The sequence below is a fragment of the Flavobacterium sp. genome, from assembly GCF_040402835.1.
GTDB lineage: Bacteria > Bacteroidota > Bacteroidia > Flavobacteriales > Flavobacteriaceae > Flavobacterium.
In genome coordinates, this window is record NZ_JBBALW010000006.1 from 61009 (window position 1) to 79344 (window position 18336).

Here is an 18336-nt window from a genome sequence, read left to right on the forward strand (position 1 = left end):
TTATACTTTTTTAATAAATAAATCATTGTTATTTATCTAATTTTTTATCAAAAAAAGTTTTGAGGTCATAAAAAAAATTAAAACAACGTGATTTGTCCGTCTTCATCAAGTTGAATTTCAGAATCGTCAATGCCATTAACTTCGATATCTCCCTCAACTTCGATTTCTTCTGGAATTATTTCTTTAGGGACTTCGTAAATTAAAGATTTTAATAAATTTACCTGTTTTACTTTGTCGGTTGTCAATTGATTTCCAAGTGCTTTAAAGCCTTTTACAGCAATGAAAGACTCAATATCAACTGTTAAATTTTCTTTTTGAACCCCTTTAAGTTTGTTAAATACCAATTCTGCGACAGGTCGATAATCAGTCGAAACGATTTCCAATTGTGAGTTTGGATGTTCTGTAATGAAAATTTCTTCTTTATTTTCCACTTCTATTAAGAAACGTTTTATAAAATAACGCTCTTTTTCGCCATCGTAATAAATTGCGGAAACAGGTTTTTTAGGAATCCATTTTTCAAGAACAACCATATCTTCATCAAAATGCGTCGTCAATTCGGGAATAATGACTTTTAATTTACCAGATTTTTGTATGATTAAAATTTTATCATTTGGTCTGAACTCTCCTAACAATTCGCCTCGTCCATCTGCATTCAATCGTTGAACGGTATCATCAAACCAAATTTTTCTCGGTAATAATGTAGAAATACCTTTTTCTTTCAATTCAATTTTTTTGATAGGATATTTGGTAACAATATTTCCCTTAGAGGTTCTACCTTTGATGGCTAATTTCGCAAAATCAATATCGAATTTTAATTTTTTAACACTTCCAACTTGGCGCAGTAAAATAGTAATTACTTCGGCTTCTCCGTTTGGATTACAAGAAAAATACAATACTTGAGAGCCTGAGTTCTCATTTGTTAAATCATACGGTTTGTCACGTGTAACTCCAGAAACATTGAACCTTTTGATGTACGATGGTCCTGATTTTCCATCGCGATAAATCATATTATAAATCGTTCGTTTGTCGCTTCTATCAAAAATAGCAATGTGAATGATATCTTTACCAACAAATGTTTTCGCATCGACTTTAGTAATCATCATTTTTCCATCTCGAAGAAATACAATAACATCGTCAATATCAGAGCAATCGGTAACATATTCGTCCTTTTTAAGGCTTGTTCCCACAAATCCTTCTTCTTTATTTACATATAATTTAGTGTTTCTTAAGACTACTTTTGTAGCTTCAATATCATCAAAAATGCGAAGTTCTGTTTGACGTTCTCTTCCTTTTCCGTATTTATCTTTAAGACGAGTGAAAAATGCTATTGCAAAATCAATCAAGTTGGCTAAATCGTGTTTTACTTGTTCAATATCGCCTTCTAAAGCTTCGATTTTGTCTTGGGCTTTATTGCTATCAAATTTAGAAATACGCATAATCCGAATATCTAACAATCGAAGTATATCATCTTCAGTAACGGCTCGTTTTAGATGTTTTATATGCGGTTTCAAACCTTCGTCAATTGCAGAAATTACGCCTTCTTTTGTTGTTTCTTCTTCAATTAATCGATATACTTTTTGTTCAATAAAAATACGTTCCAATGAAGCAAAATGCCATTGTTCCTCTAATTCACTTAATTGAATTTCGAGTTCACTTTTTAGTAATTGAACCGTTCTGTTTGTTGAAATTTTCAACATTTCTGAAACACCAATAAATAAAGGTTTATTGTCTTCAATTACACATCCTAAAGGCGCTACCGAAGTTTCACAAGCGGTAAAAGCGAATAAAGCATCTATGGTTTTATCTGGAGAAACGCCTGGAAAAAGATGAATTAAAATTTCAACTTCAGCAGCAGTATTGTCTTCAATTTTCTTGATTTTGATTTTTCCTTTTTCATTGGCTTTCAAAATACTATCTATTAAAGTAGTCGTATTTGTAGAAAACGGAATTTGGGTAATCACCAAGGTATTTTTGTCTAATTGTCCAATTTTAGCACGAACACGAACTCTTCCACCACGCAATCCATCATTATAGTTGGAAACATCTGCAATTCCTTGCGTCATAAAATCTGGAAATAGCTGAAATGGTTTTCCTTTTAATATTTTTATAGAAGCATCAATTAATTCATTAAAATTGTGAGGCAATACTTTTGTGGAAAGTCCAACAGCAATTCCTTCAGCTCCAGAAGCCAATAATAATGGGAATTTTACAGGTAAATTATTAGGTTCAGCCCGACGGCCGTCGTAGGAAACTCCCCAATCGGTAATTTTTGGGGAATACAAAACTTCCAAAGCAAATTTTGATAATCGTGCCTCTATATATCGAGAGGCTGCGGCGCTATCTCCGGTAAGGATATTTCCCCAGTTTCCTTGACAATCAATCAATAATTCTCTTTGCCCAATTTGCACCATAGCATCACCAATACTCTGATCTCCGTGAGGATGGTATTGCATTGTATGACCAACAACATTGGCAACTTTATTATAACGACCATCGTCCAACTCCTTAAGCGAATGCATAATACGGCGTTGAACAGGTTTAAAACCGTCCTCAATTGCAGGTACAGCACGTTCTAAAATTACGTACGAGGCATAATCCAAAAACCAATCTTTGTACATTCCTGTAACTTTGGTAATGGTATCGTTGCCGTCCTCGTCATTTTCGTAAAAATGCTTTCCTTCTGATGATTTTATATCTTCAAAGCCTTGTTCCATTGCAGATTCGTTTAACTCTTCGTTAAATTCGTCTTCATTTGGGATTATGTTATCTTCGTCCATTTAATTTCTTTGCATCTTTTAATTTAACTTGCTTCAACAACATCTAAATCTACCTTCAAATTCTTGATGATAAATTCTTGGCGGTCTGGCGTATTTTTTCCCATATAAAAAGACAATAATTGCTCAATTGAGGTGTTTTTGTCCATCATAACCGGATCCAAACGAATGGTTTCGCCTATGAAATTCTTGAATTCATCGGGCGATATTTCTCCCAAACCTTTAAATCGCGTAATTTCTGGTTTTGGCTTCAATTTTTCGATTGCTTCTTTTCGTTCGTCATCAGAATAACAATATATGGTTTCTTTTTTATTACGAACCCTGAAAAGGGGCGTTTGCAAAATATATAAATGCCCTTCTTTTATCAATTCTGGAAAAAATTGCAAGAAGAAAGTAATCAATAATAATCGGATGTGCATTCCATCGACATCGGCATCGGTAGCGATTACTATGTTGTTGTATCGTAATTTTTCTAAACCATCTTCAATGTCTAATGCTGCTTGAAGCAAATTGAATTCTTCGTTTTCATAAACAATTTTTTTGCTCATTCCATAGGAATTCAATGGCTTTCCACGCAAACTGAAAACCGCTTGGGTATTCACATCGCGTGACTTTGTAATCGATCCAGAAGCAGAATCTCCTTCGGTAATAAAAAGAGTACTTTCTAAATTTTTAGGATTTTTTGTATCAGGAAGATGTGCCCGACAATCTCTTAATTTTTTATTGTGAAGATTGGCTTTTTTTGCACGATCGGTAGCCAATTTTCGGATTCCAGATAATTCTTTACGCTCTCTTTCGGCTTGCAAAATCTTACGCAACAAAGCATCTGCAGTTGGTGGGTTTTTATGTAAGAAATTATCTAATTTGGTTTTTACAAAATCATTTACAAAGGTACGAACCGAAGGCATTCCTGCTTCCGAACCCATATCGGTAGAACCTAATTTGGTCTTGGTTTGCGACTCAAAAACAGGTTCCATAACCTTGATACTAATTGCAGTTACAATCGATTTTCGCACATCGGAAGCTTCAAAACTTTTGTTGTAATATTCCCGAATGGTTTTCACAATTGCTTCCCGATAGGCAGCAAGATGCGTTCCTCCTTGAGTGGTATTTTGACCGTTTACAAACGAATGGTATTCTTCGCTATATTGGGTTTTACTATGTGTAATTGCAATTTCTATGTCTTCGCCTTTCAAGTGAATAATTGGATATTCTAAATCATCAGCGTGGATGGTTTCTTCTAATAAATCTTTTAATCCATTTTCTGAAAAGTATTTTTCGCCATTGAATAAAATGGTCAAACCGTTGTTTAGATAACAATAGTTCTTTACCATTTTGATTACATATTCATAACGGAATTTGTAATTTTTGAAAATAGCTTCGTCTGGAATAAAGGTAACTTTAGTTCCTTTTCGTTTGGTAGTTTCTACAATATCTTCTTCAAGAACCAAGTTTCCTGCTGAAAATTCTGCGGCTTTTTGTTTGTCATCACGAACAGATTCAACTCGGAAATAATAGGATAAAGCATTTACAGCTTTTGTTCCAACTCCGTTTAAACCTACTGATTTTTTGAAGGCAAGCGAGTCGTATTTTCCACCTGTATTCATTTTGGAAACTACGTCAATCACTTTTCCAAGTGGAATTCCACGTCCATAATCGCGAACGGTTACGGTTTTCTCTTTGATGGTAACTTCAATGTTTTTACCTGCTCCCATAACAAACTCATCGATACAGTTGTCGAGAACTTCCTTGAGAAGAATATAAATACCATCGTCTGGAGACGAACCATCACCAAGTTTTCCTATGTACATTCCGGGACGCATTCGGATGTGTTCTTTCCAGTCTAGTGAACGGATGTTGTCTTCGGTATATTGATTTTGATCTGACATTTTTATTTTTATCGAATTTAACTGCTTTTCTTTAGTCATTATTTTTGTTTAGACCACGAATTTGCTAATGTAGTGAAATTCGATTTGTTTTAAAATATTTTGCAATCAAAGTTATTAAGAATGATATTGACAATGGAATTTTTCATTTAAGATTGTAGATTTTTAATTTAAATCTTCTGAAATTCCTTTTAAAATCTATTTTTCCGTTGTCTCGGGATTGTGCCCCAGATTGCAACGGAAAGCATTTTTTTGAGAAAACGTATCTTTTCTTGGCAAAAAAGAGCGACTAAAGGAAGCTGCTTTTTTGCCTTAGAAAAAAACGTTTTATGGAAAAATCTTGAAGTGGAAAGCTGGAATTGGCACCAAAAAAAACCGCTAAATTGGTAGCGGTTTTGAAATCTTAGTTTTTATACGTTGAATCGGAAGTGCATTACGTCGCCATCTTTTACGATATATTCCTTGCCTTCGACCTTGAATTTTCCGGCTTCTTTGCATTTTGCTTCTGAGCCATAATGGATGAAATCTTCGTATGCGATTACTTCGGCGCGGATGAATCCTTTCTCGAAATCAGTATGAATTACTCCTGCAGCCTGCGGTGCTGTTGCTCCCACGTCGATTGTCCATGCGCGAACTTCTTTGACACCTGCTGTGAAATAGGTTTGTTGTTTTAGTAATTTATAGGCTGCACGAATCAAAACGGATGCGCCTGGCTCGGTTAATCCCATGTCCTCTAAGAAAATTTGACGTTCTTCAAAACTTTCTAATTCGGTGATATCTGCTTCGGCACCAACGGAAAGTAGAATTACTTCTGCGGCTTCGTCTTTTACTAATTCTCGAACTTGATCTACATATTTATTTCCGTTTACAGCGGATTCTTCATCTACATTACAAACGTATAAAACTGGTTTTGCAGTAATTAATTGGAAACCTTCCATTAATTCCACTTCTTCGTGATTTTGAGGAATGATGGTTCTTGCCGATTTTGCTTGAAGCAATGTTTCTCTGATTCTATCTAAAAGTGCTTTTTCAGTTTGAGCTTCTTTATTTCCAGTTTTGGCAGCACGATTTACTTTTTCCAACCTTTTTTCAACGTTCTCTAAATCTTTTAGTTGCAGTTCGATATCGATGGTTTCTTTGTCACGAATTGGGTTTACATTTCCATCAACGTGGATGATGTTATCGTTATCAAAACAACGCAAAACGTGAATAATTGCGTTACATTCTCTGATGTTTCCAAGAAATTGATTTCCTAAACCTTCGCCTTTGCTGGCACCTTTCACTAATCCTGCAATGTCAACAATGTCAACAGTTGCCATTTGAACGCGTTCTGGTTTGACCAATTCTTCTAATTTCGAAATTCTCGAATCAGGAACATTTACTACTCCTATATTAGGTTCGATGGTACAAAAGGGAAAGTTGGCACTTTGCGCTTTGGCATTTGATAAACAATTGAACAACGTTGATTTTCCTACATTTGGTAATCCTACAATTCCTGCTTTCATTATAGTTTGTTTTTAAAGAGTGCAAATATAGGATTTATATCTTTTAATAAAAATTGTATAAAAAAATGATTGATGTTAAGTAATCGTTAATTAAAAAAGGTAACTTGCTAATTATTAAAATTGTTTATAAACCTAATTTAATTAACTATGAAAAAAATTACATTGTTACTGTTTTTTCTAAATGCTACTATTATTTTTGCACAAGAGCAAGAGAAAAAAGCAGAAGAACTTAAAGAAGTTCAGATTGTAGGTTCTCGAAATACCAAACGAACAGTGGTGAATTCAGCCGTTCCGATTGATATTATTAATATGAAAGATCTCACGACACAAAGTGGGAAAATTGAAATTAATCAATTGTTGCAGTACATTGCGCCTTCATTTAATGCCAATAAACAATCAGGTTCAGATGGTGCCGATCACGTAGATCCTGCATCTTTGAGAGGAATGGGACCCGATCAAACGTTGGTTTTGATTAATGGGAAAAGAAGACATCAATCTTCATTGGTTACTTTGTATGGTACTCGTGGTAGAGGAAATACAGGAACCGATTTGAATGCAATTCCGGCTACTTCCATAAAAAGAATTGAAATTTTGAGAGATGGAGCAGCGGCGCAATATGGTTCTGATGCCATTGCGGGTGTAATTAATATTGTATTGAATGACAATGTCAATGAACTAACAGGAGCAATTACCTATGGCGCTTATAACACAAATGCTCAAGGAAATTTCCTTCCAGGAACGGCAAATACAGCAGACTATACCTTAGATCAAAATGGGAATGGAAATACGTATACCAAAAGAAAAGCTTTTGATGGGAATACTGTAAAAGTTGGACTTAACTATGGTGTTGCTATCGGTAAAGACGGAGGTTTTATAAATTTCACAACGGAATATTTCACAAAACAAAAAGTACTTCGACCAGGTTTTGACTTCAGAAAAGGTTTTGGAGAAGCTTCAATGGACAGTTATAATTTTACTTTAAATACTGCAATTCCAATTTCTGCAAGAACTAAATTCTATGCTTTTGGCGGTAAAAATTATAGAGATACCGATGCGTATGCTTTTACAAGAAATAGTGGCAACGCCAATGTGGTAGAATCTTTTTATCCAGGTGGATACACCCCTAGAATTACGTCCATTGTTTTAGACAATTCACTAACAGCTGGAATTACAACAGTAACAGATAGTGGTTGGAAAATTGACATTAGTAATACGTATGGAAAAAATCTTTTTCATTACACTATAAAAGGAACAATGAATCCATCGTTATTGATGGCTTCGCCTACAGAATTTGATGCTGGTGGACATAGTTTGTCTCAGGATGTTACTAATTTTGATTTCTCAAAAAATTATGATACCGTATTAGGTGGAATGAATTTAGCTTTTGGAGCAGAATTTCGCACCGAAAACTTTATTGTTTTTGCTGGACAAGAAGCTTCCTATACAACGTATGATGTGAATGGACATCCAATTACGAATCCTGCACTTCAAACACCACCAATCGACCCTGTTTCTGGAGATCCAAGACCAGGAAGTTCGCAAGGTTTCCCAGGTTACAGCCCAAGCAATGCAGTGGATAAAAACAGAAGTAACCTATCTTTATATGTAGATACTGAATTTGATCTCACCAAAAGGTTTATGGTTAGTGGAGCTGTTCGTTTTGAAAAATACAGTGATTTTGGAAGTACTACCAATGGCAAATTAGCATCAAGACTTAAACTTACAGACCATATTAACTTACGAGGTTCTGTGAGTACTGGTTTCCGTGCTCCTTCATTAGCTCAATCCTATTATGGTTTGCATTTTACCAATATTAATGCAGCAGGTGCAACTGAGATTTTACTTTCTCCAAATGATAGTCCAGTAACGCGTTCTTTTGGAATTCAAAAATTGAAACAAGAAACAGCGGTCAATTCTTCTTTAGGAGTAACGGCTAATTTCGGAAATTTCACTGCGACCGTTGATGGTTATATGATTAATGTAAAAAATAGAATTGTATTAACAAGCTATTTTGACGCTTCAGGCCAAGGTTTAGGGGTGAATCAAGCGCAATTTTTTGCTAATGCAGCAGATACGAAAACGGTTGGTTTAGACATCGTTTTAGCTTGGAAAAAAAGAATTGATAATGCTACTTATGGTATTACTCTTGTCGGGAACATCAATGATATGAAAATTGAAAAAGTTAAAAACGGTGCTTTAGATGCTGAAACTTTTTTCGGAAAAAGAGAACAAGCTTTTTTATTGGCTTCTGCTCCAAAAAACAAATTCGGGTTAAATCTTAACTATTCTCAAAGCAAATTTGATGCAGGATTGGCATTCACTCATTTCAGTAAAGTAGTTTTAATTGACTATGCTGGCTTGGATAATGTATATGATGCAAGAGTGAACACTGATTTAACAGTTGGATACAAAATGACAAATCATTTGAAATTAACATTAGGTAGCAATAACCTTTTCAATGTTTATCCAACGAAACAAGATGAATCAGGGAATACTGAAGCTGGTGGATATTGGGATGCCGTTCAAATGGGCTTCAACGGAGCGTATTATTATGCAAGATTAGGATTTAATTTCTAATCAATACTTTATATATAACCACAAAAAAATCCTGAGCTTTACAACTCAGGATTTTTTATTTAATGCTATTTTGATAATTATTCGTTATGCAAGAAAGCTTGTCTGTTTAGCAACGTTTCTTCACTTTCAACGTGATTATCATCGGGGATACAGCAGTCAACTGGGCAAACTGCGGCGCATTGTGGTTCGTCGTGAAAGCCTTTACATTCTGTACATTTTCCAGGAACAATATAGTAAATATCGTCCGAAATTGGCGTTTGTGCGGCATCTGCATCAACTTCAGTTCCGTCAGCTAATATTACTTTTCCACGAATTTTCGTTCCATCTTTATATCTCCAATCGTCTGCTCCTTCATAAATTGCAGTATTTGGACATTCTGGCTCACAAGCACCACAATTGATACATTCATCTGTTATTATTATTGCCATATTATTTAGTCTTAAAGTTGAAAGTCTTAAAGTCTTAAAGTTAAAAGAGATTTGAATCTTTTGACATTCGACTTTTGACATTCGACATATTTATCCTTATTTTTGTGCAAAATTACACCCAAAACTATTCATAAGCAAATCAATATGACTTTAGAACATAAAAAAAATATTTTCGTAGCACTTGGGACTTTCTTATCTCAATTTTCGGAGGTTGAAAACTTAAAAAAGGAAGCTGTTTTAAATAATGATTTAGCTTCGCTCAGTTCGACTGCGTCTCGGGTGTTTTTTGAACGCTTTAATGCTTTAATCAAATTATCACAATCGCACAACGGCTGGTACACCAATGATAATGTGTATTTTGCCATTCAATCTTGGGCGGAAGCATTGACATTTGACAACTTAAATCAATGGTTGGACGCCTATAATTTCAACGATGTAGATTCTAAAACAGTAGGGTTGATATTAGCAGGAAATATTCCATTGGTTGGTTTTCATGATTTTATTTCGGTGTTGCTTTCTGGACATAAAGTGTTGGTAAAAACATCTTCAAATGACCAACATTTATTGCCTTTTTTAGCTGAATATTTGATTTCAATTGAACCAAAACTCGTAAATTACATTACTTTCGTGGCAGGTAAATTAGAAGGTTTTGATGCTGTAATTGCAACAGGAAGTAATAATACGGCGCGATATTTTGAATTTTATTTCAAAGACAAACCCTCTATTATTAGAAAATCAAGAAATTCAGTTGCTGTTTTAAACGGGCAAGAAACGAAAGAACAAATGATTGCTTTGGGAGAGGATGTGTTTCGCTATTTTGGTCTGGGATGCAGAAATGTTTCTAAAATATTTGTTCCAAAAGACTATAATTTTGATGCTTTTTTTGGCGGAATGTTTCCTTATCAAGACGTAATCAAATATGAAAAATACATTAATAATTACGATTATAACAAAGCAGTTTTCTTAATGAGCAATTTTAATTTGTTGGATAATGAATTTCTAATTATCAAAGAAGACAGCAGTTATGCTTCGCCAATTTCGAGTGTGTTTTATGAATTTTATGAAAATTTAGAAGATATTAAATTGCGTTTACAAGCTGACAATGAGCTAATTCAATGCATTGTTTCAAATGATTTAATAGAAAATAGCGTTGCATTTGGACAATCTCAAAAACCAAATTTATGGGATTATGCAGATAATGTGGACACCATAAAATTCTTAATTACATTATAGAGTATCAAATTCTCAATTAGCGATGCCAACTATAACGATTTTGTTAATAAAACAATAGAATTATTTTGATATTATTAATCGTTTTTAGTTTCCTATTTCCGAAATTTGTACTTTAATTTTTTGAATATTACCATTACAATGAAAAAACATAATTACAGCGCAGGTCCTTGCATTTTACCTCAAGAAGTTTTTGAAAAATCAGCGGAAGCAATTTTAAATTTCAATAATTCGGGTTTGTCACTTTTGGAAATTTCACACAGAAGCAAAGATTTTGTTGCTGTAATGGATGAAGCGAGAGATTTGGCTTTGGATTTATTAGATTTGAAAGGAAAAGGCTACCAAGCGTTATTTCTTCATGGAGGAGCAAGTTTAGAATTCTTAATGGCTCCTTATAATTTAATGAAAATAGATGGAAAAGCAGCCTATCTTGATACAGGAACTTGGGCTTCGGCAGCAATAAAAGAGGCAAAGTTATTTGGAGAAACGGTCGTTGTTGCTTCCTCAAAAGATCAAAATTATAATCATATTCCAAAAGGATATACCGTTCCTGAAGAGGCTAGTTATTTTCATTGCACGAGCAATAACACTATTTTTGGAACTCAAATGAAAACATTTCCAAACGTTTCCATTCCTGTGGTTTGTGATATGAGTTCAGATATTTTTTCGAGGGTTTTAGATTTTTCTAAATTCGATATTATTTATGCTGGAGCTCAGAAAAACATGGGGCCGGCAGGAACTACTTTAGTTGTTGTAAAAGAAGAAGTTCTTGGCAAATCAGGGCGAGTAATTCCAAGCATGTTGGATTATGAAAAACACATAAAAGCTGAAAGTATGTACAATACGCCAGCTGTTTTTCCTGTTTATGCCTCTTTATTGACATTACAATGGTTAAAAAAATTAGGTGGAATTGCTGCTATAGAAAAACTGAACAACGCAAAAGCAGCTTTGATATATTCAGAAATTGATAGAAATCCTTATTTCAAAGGAGCAGTAAATGTTGAAGATCGTTCGAATATGAATGCCGTTTTCTTATTGGAGAATGAAGCGCACGCTACTATTTTTGATACTTTATGGAAAGAAGCTGGTATTTCGGGATTGCCAGGTCACCGTTCTGTGGGCGGTTACAGAGCTTCGATGTACAATGCACTTCCTATAGAAAGTGTTCAGGTTTTAGTTGATGTGATGCAGGATTTTGAAAGCAAAGTATCAGGAATGAATTTTTAAGGAGTTAATTCGGTTAATCGGATAAAGTGTTTATTTGTTGATTCGGTTATTTGGTTATTTGAAAGAATTAGGAAACGATATCATTTAGAATTTATAGTAAAAAAAATATTAATAGGAGGATGAGATTGCTTTACCACGTGCCTCGCAATCCCTCGCAATGACATAAACAATGAAAATATTAGCAAACGATGGAATTTCTAAAAGTGGAATTTTAGCTTTAGAAAAAGGGGGTTTTGAAGTAATTACTACAAAAGTTGCGCAAGAACAAGTTGCGAATTTTGTGAATGAAAATAACGTGAGCGTGGTTTTAGTTCGTAGTGCAACGAAAGTTAGAAAAGATATAATTGATGCTTGTCCGGGATTGAAAATCATTGGTAGAGGAGGAGTTGGTATGGATAATATAGATGTTGATTATGCTAAAAGCAAAGGGATTAGTGTAATAAATACGCCTGCCTCTTCATCAGAATCTGTTGCAGAATTGGTTTTTGCACATTTATTTTCTGGCGTTCGATTTTTGCACGATTCCAATAGAAATATGCCTTTGGAAGGAGATTCTAATTTTGAAGGTTTGAAAAAAGCGTACGCAAATGGAATTGAATTGCGAGGAAAAACTTTGGGAGTTGTAGGAATTGGTCGTATCGGTCAAGCTACTGCAAAAATGGCTTTAGGATTAGGAATGAAAGTTATTGCTGCTGATAGTTTTATTGAGAAAGTGGACGTTTCAGTAGTATTTTTTGATGGTCAATCAATTACAACTACAATCGTTTCTCAATCATTAGAATCGTTATTTCAAGAAGCAGATTTCGTCACATTGCACGTTCCTGCCCAAGATGGATATATTATTGGAGAAGCAGAATTGGCACTAATGAAAACCGGTGTTGGAATTGTAAATTGTGCTCGTGGAGGTGTTATTGATGAGGTTGCCTTAGTAAAAGCGTTGGATAGTGGCAAAGTTTTGTTTGCTGGTTTAGATGTTTTTGAAAACGAGCCAACGCCTGAAATCACTATTTTGATGAATCACAAAATTTCATTGACACCACATATTGGAGCTGCTACATTGGAAGCGCAAGATAGAATTGGAACCGAACTGGCTTCACAAATTATTAGTTTATTGAAGAATTAAAGAAGCGTTTTTTTAGATTTCATACTTTTTAGATAAAAAATTGTATAGTCCCTAGGGGACAAAATTCATCTTCATAACTATTTATTTACCAACATATAATCTCTACGAGATATACTCCGATAGGAGTTAAATGTTGGTAAAATAATAAGAAGTGTTTCCCGTAAAAATGTCACGTAGGGACTATTTTTGTTGAGGTTCCCTGGTTTTAAAAGGTTTTTTGTCAAGAAACATTATTTAAATTATTTCATTTAAATGTAAATGCATCCCTTAATCGAGGTGCATTTTTTGGTTGGTTAAAAATGTAATTTGGCAATTAATTTTGTAATTTCGGGAAAGATTCAAAAACGATGAAGAAGCTAAAACAACGCTGGGGAACTACGAACAATTTTCAATTACTATTGATACTTGTTGTTTTTGCTATTAATGGTTCTTTGTCGGCTAAAATTTCGAGTTATTTGATGTCGTTTTTGGGAATCAATAATGAAAACACACATTGGTTTTTGTATTATTTGGTTTTACTACTTTTGGTTTTGCCAATATATCCCTTTTTATTAATGGGTTTTGGCTATTTATTCGGGCAATCTAAATTTTTCTTTCCCTTTGGTAAAAGAATGCTGAAAAGTATGGGATTGGGATTTGTGTTTAAATAAAAACACCTCAAATAGTATCTAACTTTTTGAGGTTTTTTTTTGCTATTTGAATTATTTCAGACTTGCTAAACTTTGCTCGATTGTTCCAATTTTAGCAAGTGCATCTGTTTCTTTTTGTTTTTCGTTTGCCAATACTTTTTCGGGCGCACCAGCAACAAATTTTTCATTAGACAGTTTTGCTTGTACTGATTTCAAAAATCCTTGAATGTATTTTAGTTCCTCCGATAATTTCGCAATTTCTTCTTCTACATTGATATTTCCTGTAATTGGGATAAAATATTCATTTGATTTTACTCGGAATGATAAGGCACCGTCCACTTTTTCGGTTACATAATTCAATGTAGTTATGTTTCCTAATTTGGATATTACGGAATCAAAATGAGTTGCTACGTTGTCATTATTAACAATTTTCAATTCAATAGTATCTTTGAATGGAATATTTTTGTCTTTTCTGATGGTTCTGATTCCTGAAATCACTTCGATTGTGTTTTCAAAATCAGTTATTAATTGCGCATTAAATGATTTTATTTTAGGCCATGTCGAAACGATTAAAGCTTCATCTGGAGTTCTTTCGGCAAGAATTTGCCAAATTTCTTCTGTTAGAAAGGGCATAAATGGATGCAATAATTTCAAGTTACTTTCCAGCATTTCAATTGCTTTATCAAAAGTAATTTTGTCTATTGGTGCTTGATATGCTGGTTTTATCATTTCAAGAAACCAAGAACAAAAATCGTCCCAAACCAATTTATAAATTCCCATTAAGGCATCAGAAATTCTGTATTTTTCGAAATTAGCTTCAATTTCCAAAAGCGTTTGTTGCAATTTTGCTTCATACCATTCAATGGCAACTTTTGAAGCTTCTGGCTGAGGAATAGTCGCACTAACTTCCCAACCACGGATTAATTTAAAGGCATTCCAAATCTTGTTTGTAAATGCTTTTCCTTGGTTGCACAATTCTTCGTCAAACATAATGTCGTTTCCTGCCGAAGCGCTCAAAAGCAATCCTACACGAACACCATCGGCACCAAATTTTTCTATTAAATCTAATGGATCAGGTGAATTTCCTAATGATTTAGACATTTTTCGGCGTTGCTTGTCGCGAACCAAACCTGTTAAATATACATTTGTAAATGGTTTTTTATCGGTGTATTCATAACCTGCAATTATCATTCGGGCAACCCAGAAAAATAAAATATCTGGACCTGTAACCAAGTCATTTGTTGGATAATAATATTTGAAATCTTCATTTTCAGGATCCATAATTCCTCCAAAAACTGACATTGGCCAAAGCCAAGAGGAAAACCAAGTGTCAAGAGCATCAACGTCTTGGCGAAGGTTGCTGGTTGTTAGTTGTTGGTTGTTGGTTTTGGATTTCGCTAAAAATAAAGCGTCTTCAATAGTTGAAGCTACAACATAATCTTCTTTTCCGTCACCAAAAAAGTACGCGGGAATTTGTTGTCCCCACCATAATTGACGCGAAATATTCCAATCACGGATGTTATTCAACCAATGCGCGTAGGTATTATTAAAACGATTTGGATGCAATTTTATTTCTCCATCAACCAGCACCGATTTTATGGCTGGTTTTACCAAATCTTCCATTTTTAGAAACCATTGGTCTGACAAACGAGGTTCGATTACGGCTTTGGTTCTTTCTGAAGTTCCCACTTTGTTTAGGTGAATTTCGGTTTTTACCAAACTGCCATTTTTTTCTAATTCTTTTGCGATTTCTTCACGAACTACAAAACGGTCTTTTCCTTGATAATGCAATCCAAAACTATTCAGCGATGCATCTTCATTGAAGATGTCGATAATTTCTAAATTATGTTTTTCTCCAAGGGTTTTATCGTTCATATCGTGTGCCGGTGTAACTTTCAAGCAGCCCGTTCCAAATTCGACATCGACATATTCATCTGCAATTATAGGAATTTCTCTACCACATATTGGAACAACAACTGTTTTACCTATTAAATGAGCATATCTTTCATCATTTGGATTTACACAAATTGCGGTATCTCCAAAGATTGTTTCGGGGCGCGTTGTCGCAACAATAATCCTCTCCCCAGCCCTCTCCAAAGGAGAGGATGACTGGATGTTAAGTTGAGAATCAATTCTTCTGTTATCATCATTTTTAGAATTATCCGAAGAAATGGATTGTGTTATGGCTTCATCTTCATTGGAAGCTACAATTTCGTATTCTATAAAATATAATTTTCCTTGTTGTTCTTCGTAAATAACTTCTTCGTCAGAAAGTGTTGTTTTGGCTTCAGGATCCCAATTGACCATTCTGAATCCACGATAAATCAATCCTTTTTTGTGCAAATCAACGAATGAGCGGATTACAGATGCTGACATATCTGGATCCATTGTGAATTTTGTGCGTTCCCAATCGCAAGAAGCTCCTAATTTTTTTAGTTGTTCCAAGATTACACCGCCGTATTTATCAGTCCATTCCCAAGCGTGAGCAAGGAATTCTTGCCGCGTTAAATCGTCTTTGTTGATTCCTTCGGCTTTTAGTTTTGCTACTACTTTTGCTTCGGTTGCAATGGAGGCGTGATCGGTTCCTGGAACCCAACAGGCGTTAAATCCTTTTAGTCGCGCACGACGAATTAAAACATCTTGGATTGTGTTGTTGAGCATGTGCCCCATGTGTAGCACGCCAGTAACATTTGGTGGTGGAATGACAATGGTGTAAGGCGTTCTATGGTCGGGTGTGGAATGAAAATAGTTGTTTTTCATCCAGTATTCGTACCATTTATCTTCTATGTTTTTAGCGTCGAATTGCGATGGAATTGTCATTTTATTGTTTGTTCGTTGTTTCTAATTGTTGTGTTTTTGAACATTTCTAAGTATTCAAATGAAAAAAATATAGCCCTGATGGCAGTGAAAATCCCGCGCTTTTTAGCGAGGATTGCAACGGACAGCAGGAAAATGAATTACTGAAAATGCCAAAAATTTCGCTCCCAAAAAAAGAGATTATGAATTGGTACGTTTTTTGTAATTGCTACAAAAGTAAATAATTATGGACAGTTTAAAAAGGGAAATATAAATTTGTGCAATTAATTAAAAAAAAGTAAATTTACTATAACTAATTAAAGACTTATTCGATGAAAAAATTACGTGTATTATTTGCCTTTTTTGCCATTAACGTGGGAGGGTTTGCTCAAGTTGGGGCGAAAATTGAATTTTTGAATAAAGACAATACGGTTGATTTCGGAACGGTTTCGAAGGATTCTGATAGTGGAATTCGGACTTTTATTTTTAAAAACACGGGCGATGCGCCACTGATTATTACAAATGTGCAATCGACTTGTGGATGTACGGTTCCGACGAAGCCGACTGAGCCGATTTTGCCAGGAATGACGGGGAAAATTGATGTGAAATACAATATGAATCCGGGCCCAATTCGCAAAACGATTACGGTGGAATCGAATGCGGTGAATGTTGAAAGCGGTAAAATTGCGCTGAAAATTAAGGGCGAAGTTATCGTAAAACCAGAGGTTAATTTGTTGGAAAAGAAAAAAGCATTGCCGAGTCAGTAACTAATTTAAATAAAAAGTAAAGCGCTTCAAACGAGGCGCTTTTTTTGTGAAATAAAGATTGCTAAATTTTCTATTTTTTCAAAATAAATTTTGCAAATTTGCATTTCAAAACTACAAATTATGCCTAAAGTTTCAAATAAAGGAAAACAGATGCCAGAATCGCCAATTCGTAAATTGGTGCCTTATGCTGATATTGCTAAGAAAAAAGGAAATAAAGTATATCATTTGAACATTGGTCAACCTGATATTAAAACTCCAGAAGTGGCTATGAATTCTATTAAAAATCTTGATATTAAGGTTTTAGAATACAGTCATTCTGCAGGATTTGAAAGCTATAGAACGAAATTATCCGAGTATTATAAAAAAACAGGTTTACCGATTGAGGTTGCCGATATAATTATTACTACGGGTGGTTCTGAAGCGTTGCTTTTTGCTATGGGAAGCACAATGGATTACGGTGATGAGATAATTGTTCCAGAGCCTTTTTATGCTAATTATAATGGTTTTTCGACTGCGTCTGGTGTGAAAGTGGTGCCCGTTATTTCGACTATTGAAACGGGATTTGCGTTGCCTCCAATTGCAGATTTCGAGAAATTAATTACACCTAGAACCAAAGCAATTTTGATATGTAATCCTGGAAATCCAACGGGTTATTTGTATTCAAAAGAGGAAATTCTGCAACTTGCTGAATTAGTAAAAAAGCACGATTTGTTTTTGATTGCTGATGAAGTGTATCGCGAATTTACGTATGATGGTGATGTTCATTATTCGGTGATGAATATTCCTGGATTGGAAGAAAATGCGATTATGATTGATTCTGTTTCCAAAAGATACAGCATGTGTGGCGCAAGAATTGGTTGTATTGTTTCGAAAAATAAGGAATTGATGGCTACTGCTATGAAATTTGCGCAAGCAAGATTGAGTCCGCCAACGTTTGCACAAATTGCGAGCGAGGCGGCTTTGGACACGCCACAAAGTTATTTTGACGAGGTAATTACAGAATATAGAGACCGAAGAGATACCTTGGTTGATGAATTAAATAAAATTGAAGGTGTGAAAGTGAGCAAACCAAAAGGCGCTTTTTATTGCATTGCGCAATTGCCGATTGACAATGCGGATACTTTTGCACAATGGATTTTGGAATCGTATGATTTAAATAAAGAAACAGTAATGGTTGCGCCTGCTGCAGGATTTTATTCTACACCTGGCGTTGGTTTGAACGAGGTTCGAATTGCTTATGTTTTGAAAAAATCAGATTTGATTCGTTCGGTAGAAATATTGAAAGATGCTATTTCGGTTTATAATTCAAAGTAAGATACTGTTTTAAAATATTGCATTCATTGCTTAAAACTTCGTTAATGTATTTATTAGCGAAGTTTTTTTATTTACATTTA

At 34.6% G+C, this 18336-nt stretch carries 12 protein-coding genes; 7 read left to right on the forward strand and 5 right to left on the reverse strand.

The genetic code is table 11. The features are described from left to right. Nucleotides 1-77: 77 nt before the first annotated feature. From AC9UEH_RS03405 to ychF, 3 genes are all read right to left on the reverse strand, one after another. Nucleotides 78-2714, reverse strand: a complete 2637-nt coding sequence (locus AC9UEH_RS03405; RefSeq protein ID WP_509528480.1) for a DNA gyrase/topoisomerase IV subunit A — start codon at nt 2712-2714, stop codon at nt 78-80. A gap of 86 nt (nt 2715-2800) precedes the next feature. Then, the gene (locus AC9UEH_RS03410) at nt 2801-4663 is read right to left on the reverse strand and encodes a DNA topoisomerase IV subunit B (RefSeq protein ID WP_509528396.1); all 1863 of its coding nucleotides are present in this window, start codon (nt 4661-4663) and stop codon (nt 2801-2803) included. 407 nt (nt 4664-5070) lie between these two features. Then, a complete protein-coding gene (gene ychF / locus AC9UEH_RS03415) occupies nt 5071-6165 on the reverse strand; it encodes a redox-regulated ATPase YchF (protein ID WP_509528398.1) in 1095 nt (364 codons plus the stop codon). A gap of 147 nt (nt 6166-6312) precedes the next feature. Here ychF and AC9UEH_RS03420 point away from each other — a divergent pair, with 147 nt between their 5' ends. Further along, entirely contained in the window at nt 6313-8742 is a 2430-nt protein-coding gene (locus tag AC9UEH_RS03420) for a TonB-dependent receptor plug domain-containing protein (protein ID WP_509528400.1), read from the forward strand. Between the two features lie 77 nt (nt 8743-8819). On the opposite strand, the gene AC9UEH_RS03425 is transcribed toward AC9UEH_RS03420, so the two are convergent. After that, entirely contained in the window at nt 8820-9170 is a 351-nt protein-coding gene (locus AC9UEH_RS03425) for a 4Fe-4S dicluster domain-containing protein (protein WP_509528402.1), read from the reverse strand. A 144-nt stretch (nt 9171-9314) separates the two neighbouring features. On the opposite strand from AC9UEH_RS03425, the gene AC9UEH_RS03430 reads away from it, so the two are divergent. From AC9UEH_RS03430 to AC9UEH_RS03445, 4 genes are all read left to right on the forward strand, one after another. Next, the gene (locus AC9UEH_RS03430; protein WP_509528404.1) at nt 9315-10403 is read left to right on the forward strand and encodes an acyl-CoA reductase; all 1089 of its coding nucleotides are present in this window, start codon (nt 9315-9317) and stop codon (nt 10401-10403) included. A 138-nt stretch (nt 10404-10541) separates the two neighbouring features. Beyond that, nucleotides 10542-11627 carry a 3-phosphoserine/phosphohydroxythreonine transaminase gene (serC, locus tag AC9UEH_RS03435; RefSeq protein WP_509528406.1) on the forward strand — a complete coding sequence of 362 codons (1086 nt, stop codon included), beginning with the start codon at nt 10542-10544 and terminating at the stop codon, nt 11625-11627. Between the two features lie 169 nt (nt 11628-11796). Further along, nucleotides 11797-12750, forward strand: a complete 954-nt coding sequence (locus tag AC9UEH_RS03440) for a D-2-hydroxyacid dehydrogenase (RefSeq protein WP_509528408.1) — start codon at nt 11797-11799, stop codon at nt 12748-12750. Nucleotides 12751-13097: 347 nt separating this feature from the next. Then, a complete protein-coding gene (locus AC9UEH_RS03445) occupies nt 13098-13400 on the forward strand; it encodes a DUF6787 family protein (RefSeq protein WP_509528410.1) in 303 nt (100 codons plus the stop codon). 51 nt (nt 13401-13451) lie between these two features. Here the strand turns inward: AC9UEH_RS03445 and AC9UEH_RS03450 are convergent, their stop codons facing one another. Continuing rightward, nucleotides 13452-16199 (reverse strand): valine--tRNA ligase, encoded by a 2748-nt coding sequence (locus AC9UEH_RS03450; protein WP_509528412.1) that lies wholly within the window; start codon nt 16197-16199, stop codon nt 13452-13454. A gap of 308 nt (nt 16200-16507) precedes the next feature. Between AC9UEH_RS03450 and AC9UEH_RS03455 the strand changes: the two genes are divergently transcribed. After that, nucleotides 16508-16942 (forward strand): DUF1573 domain-containing protein, encoded by a 435-nt coding sequence (locus AC9UEH_RS03455; RefSeq protein ID WP_509528414.1) that lies wholly within the window; start codon nt 16508-16510, stop codon nt 16940-16942. A gap of 120 nt (nt 16943-17062) precedes the next feature. Continuing rightward, nucleotides 17063-18256 (forward strand): pyridoxal phosphate-dependent aminotransferase, encoded by a 1194-nt coding sequence (locus tag AC9UEH_RS03460; RefSeq protein WP_509528416.1) that lies wholly within the window; start codon nt 17063-17065, stop codon nt 18254-18256. Nucleotides 18257-18336 lie beyond the last annotated feature (80 nt).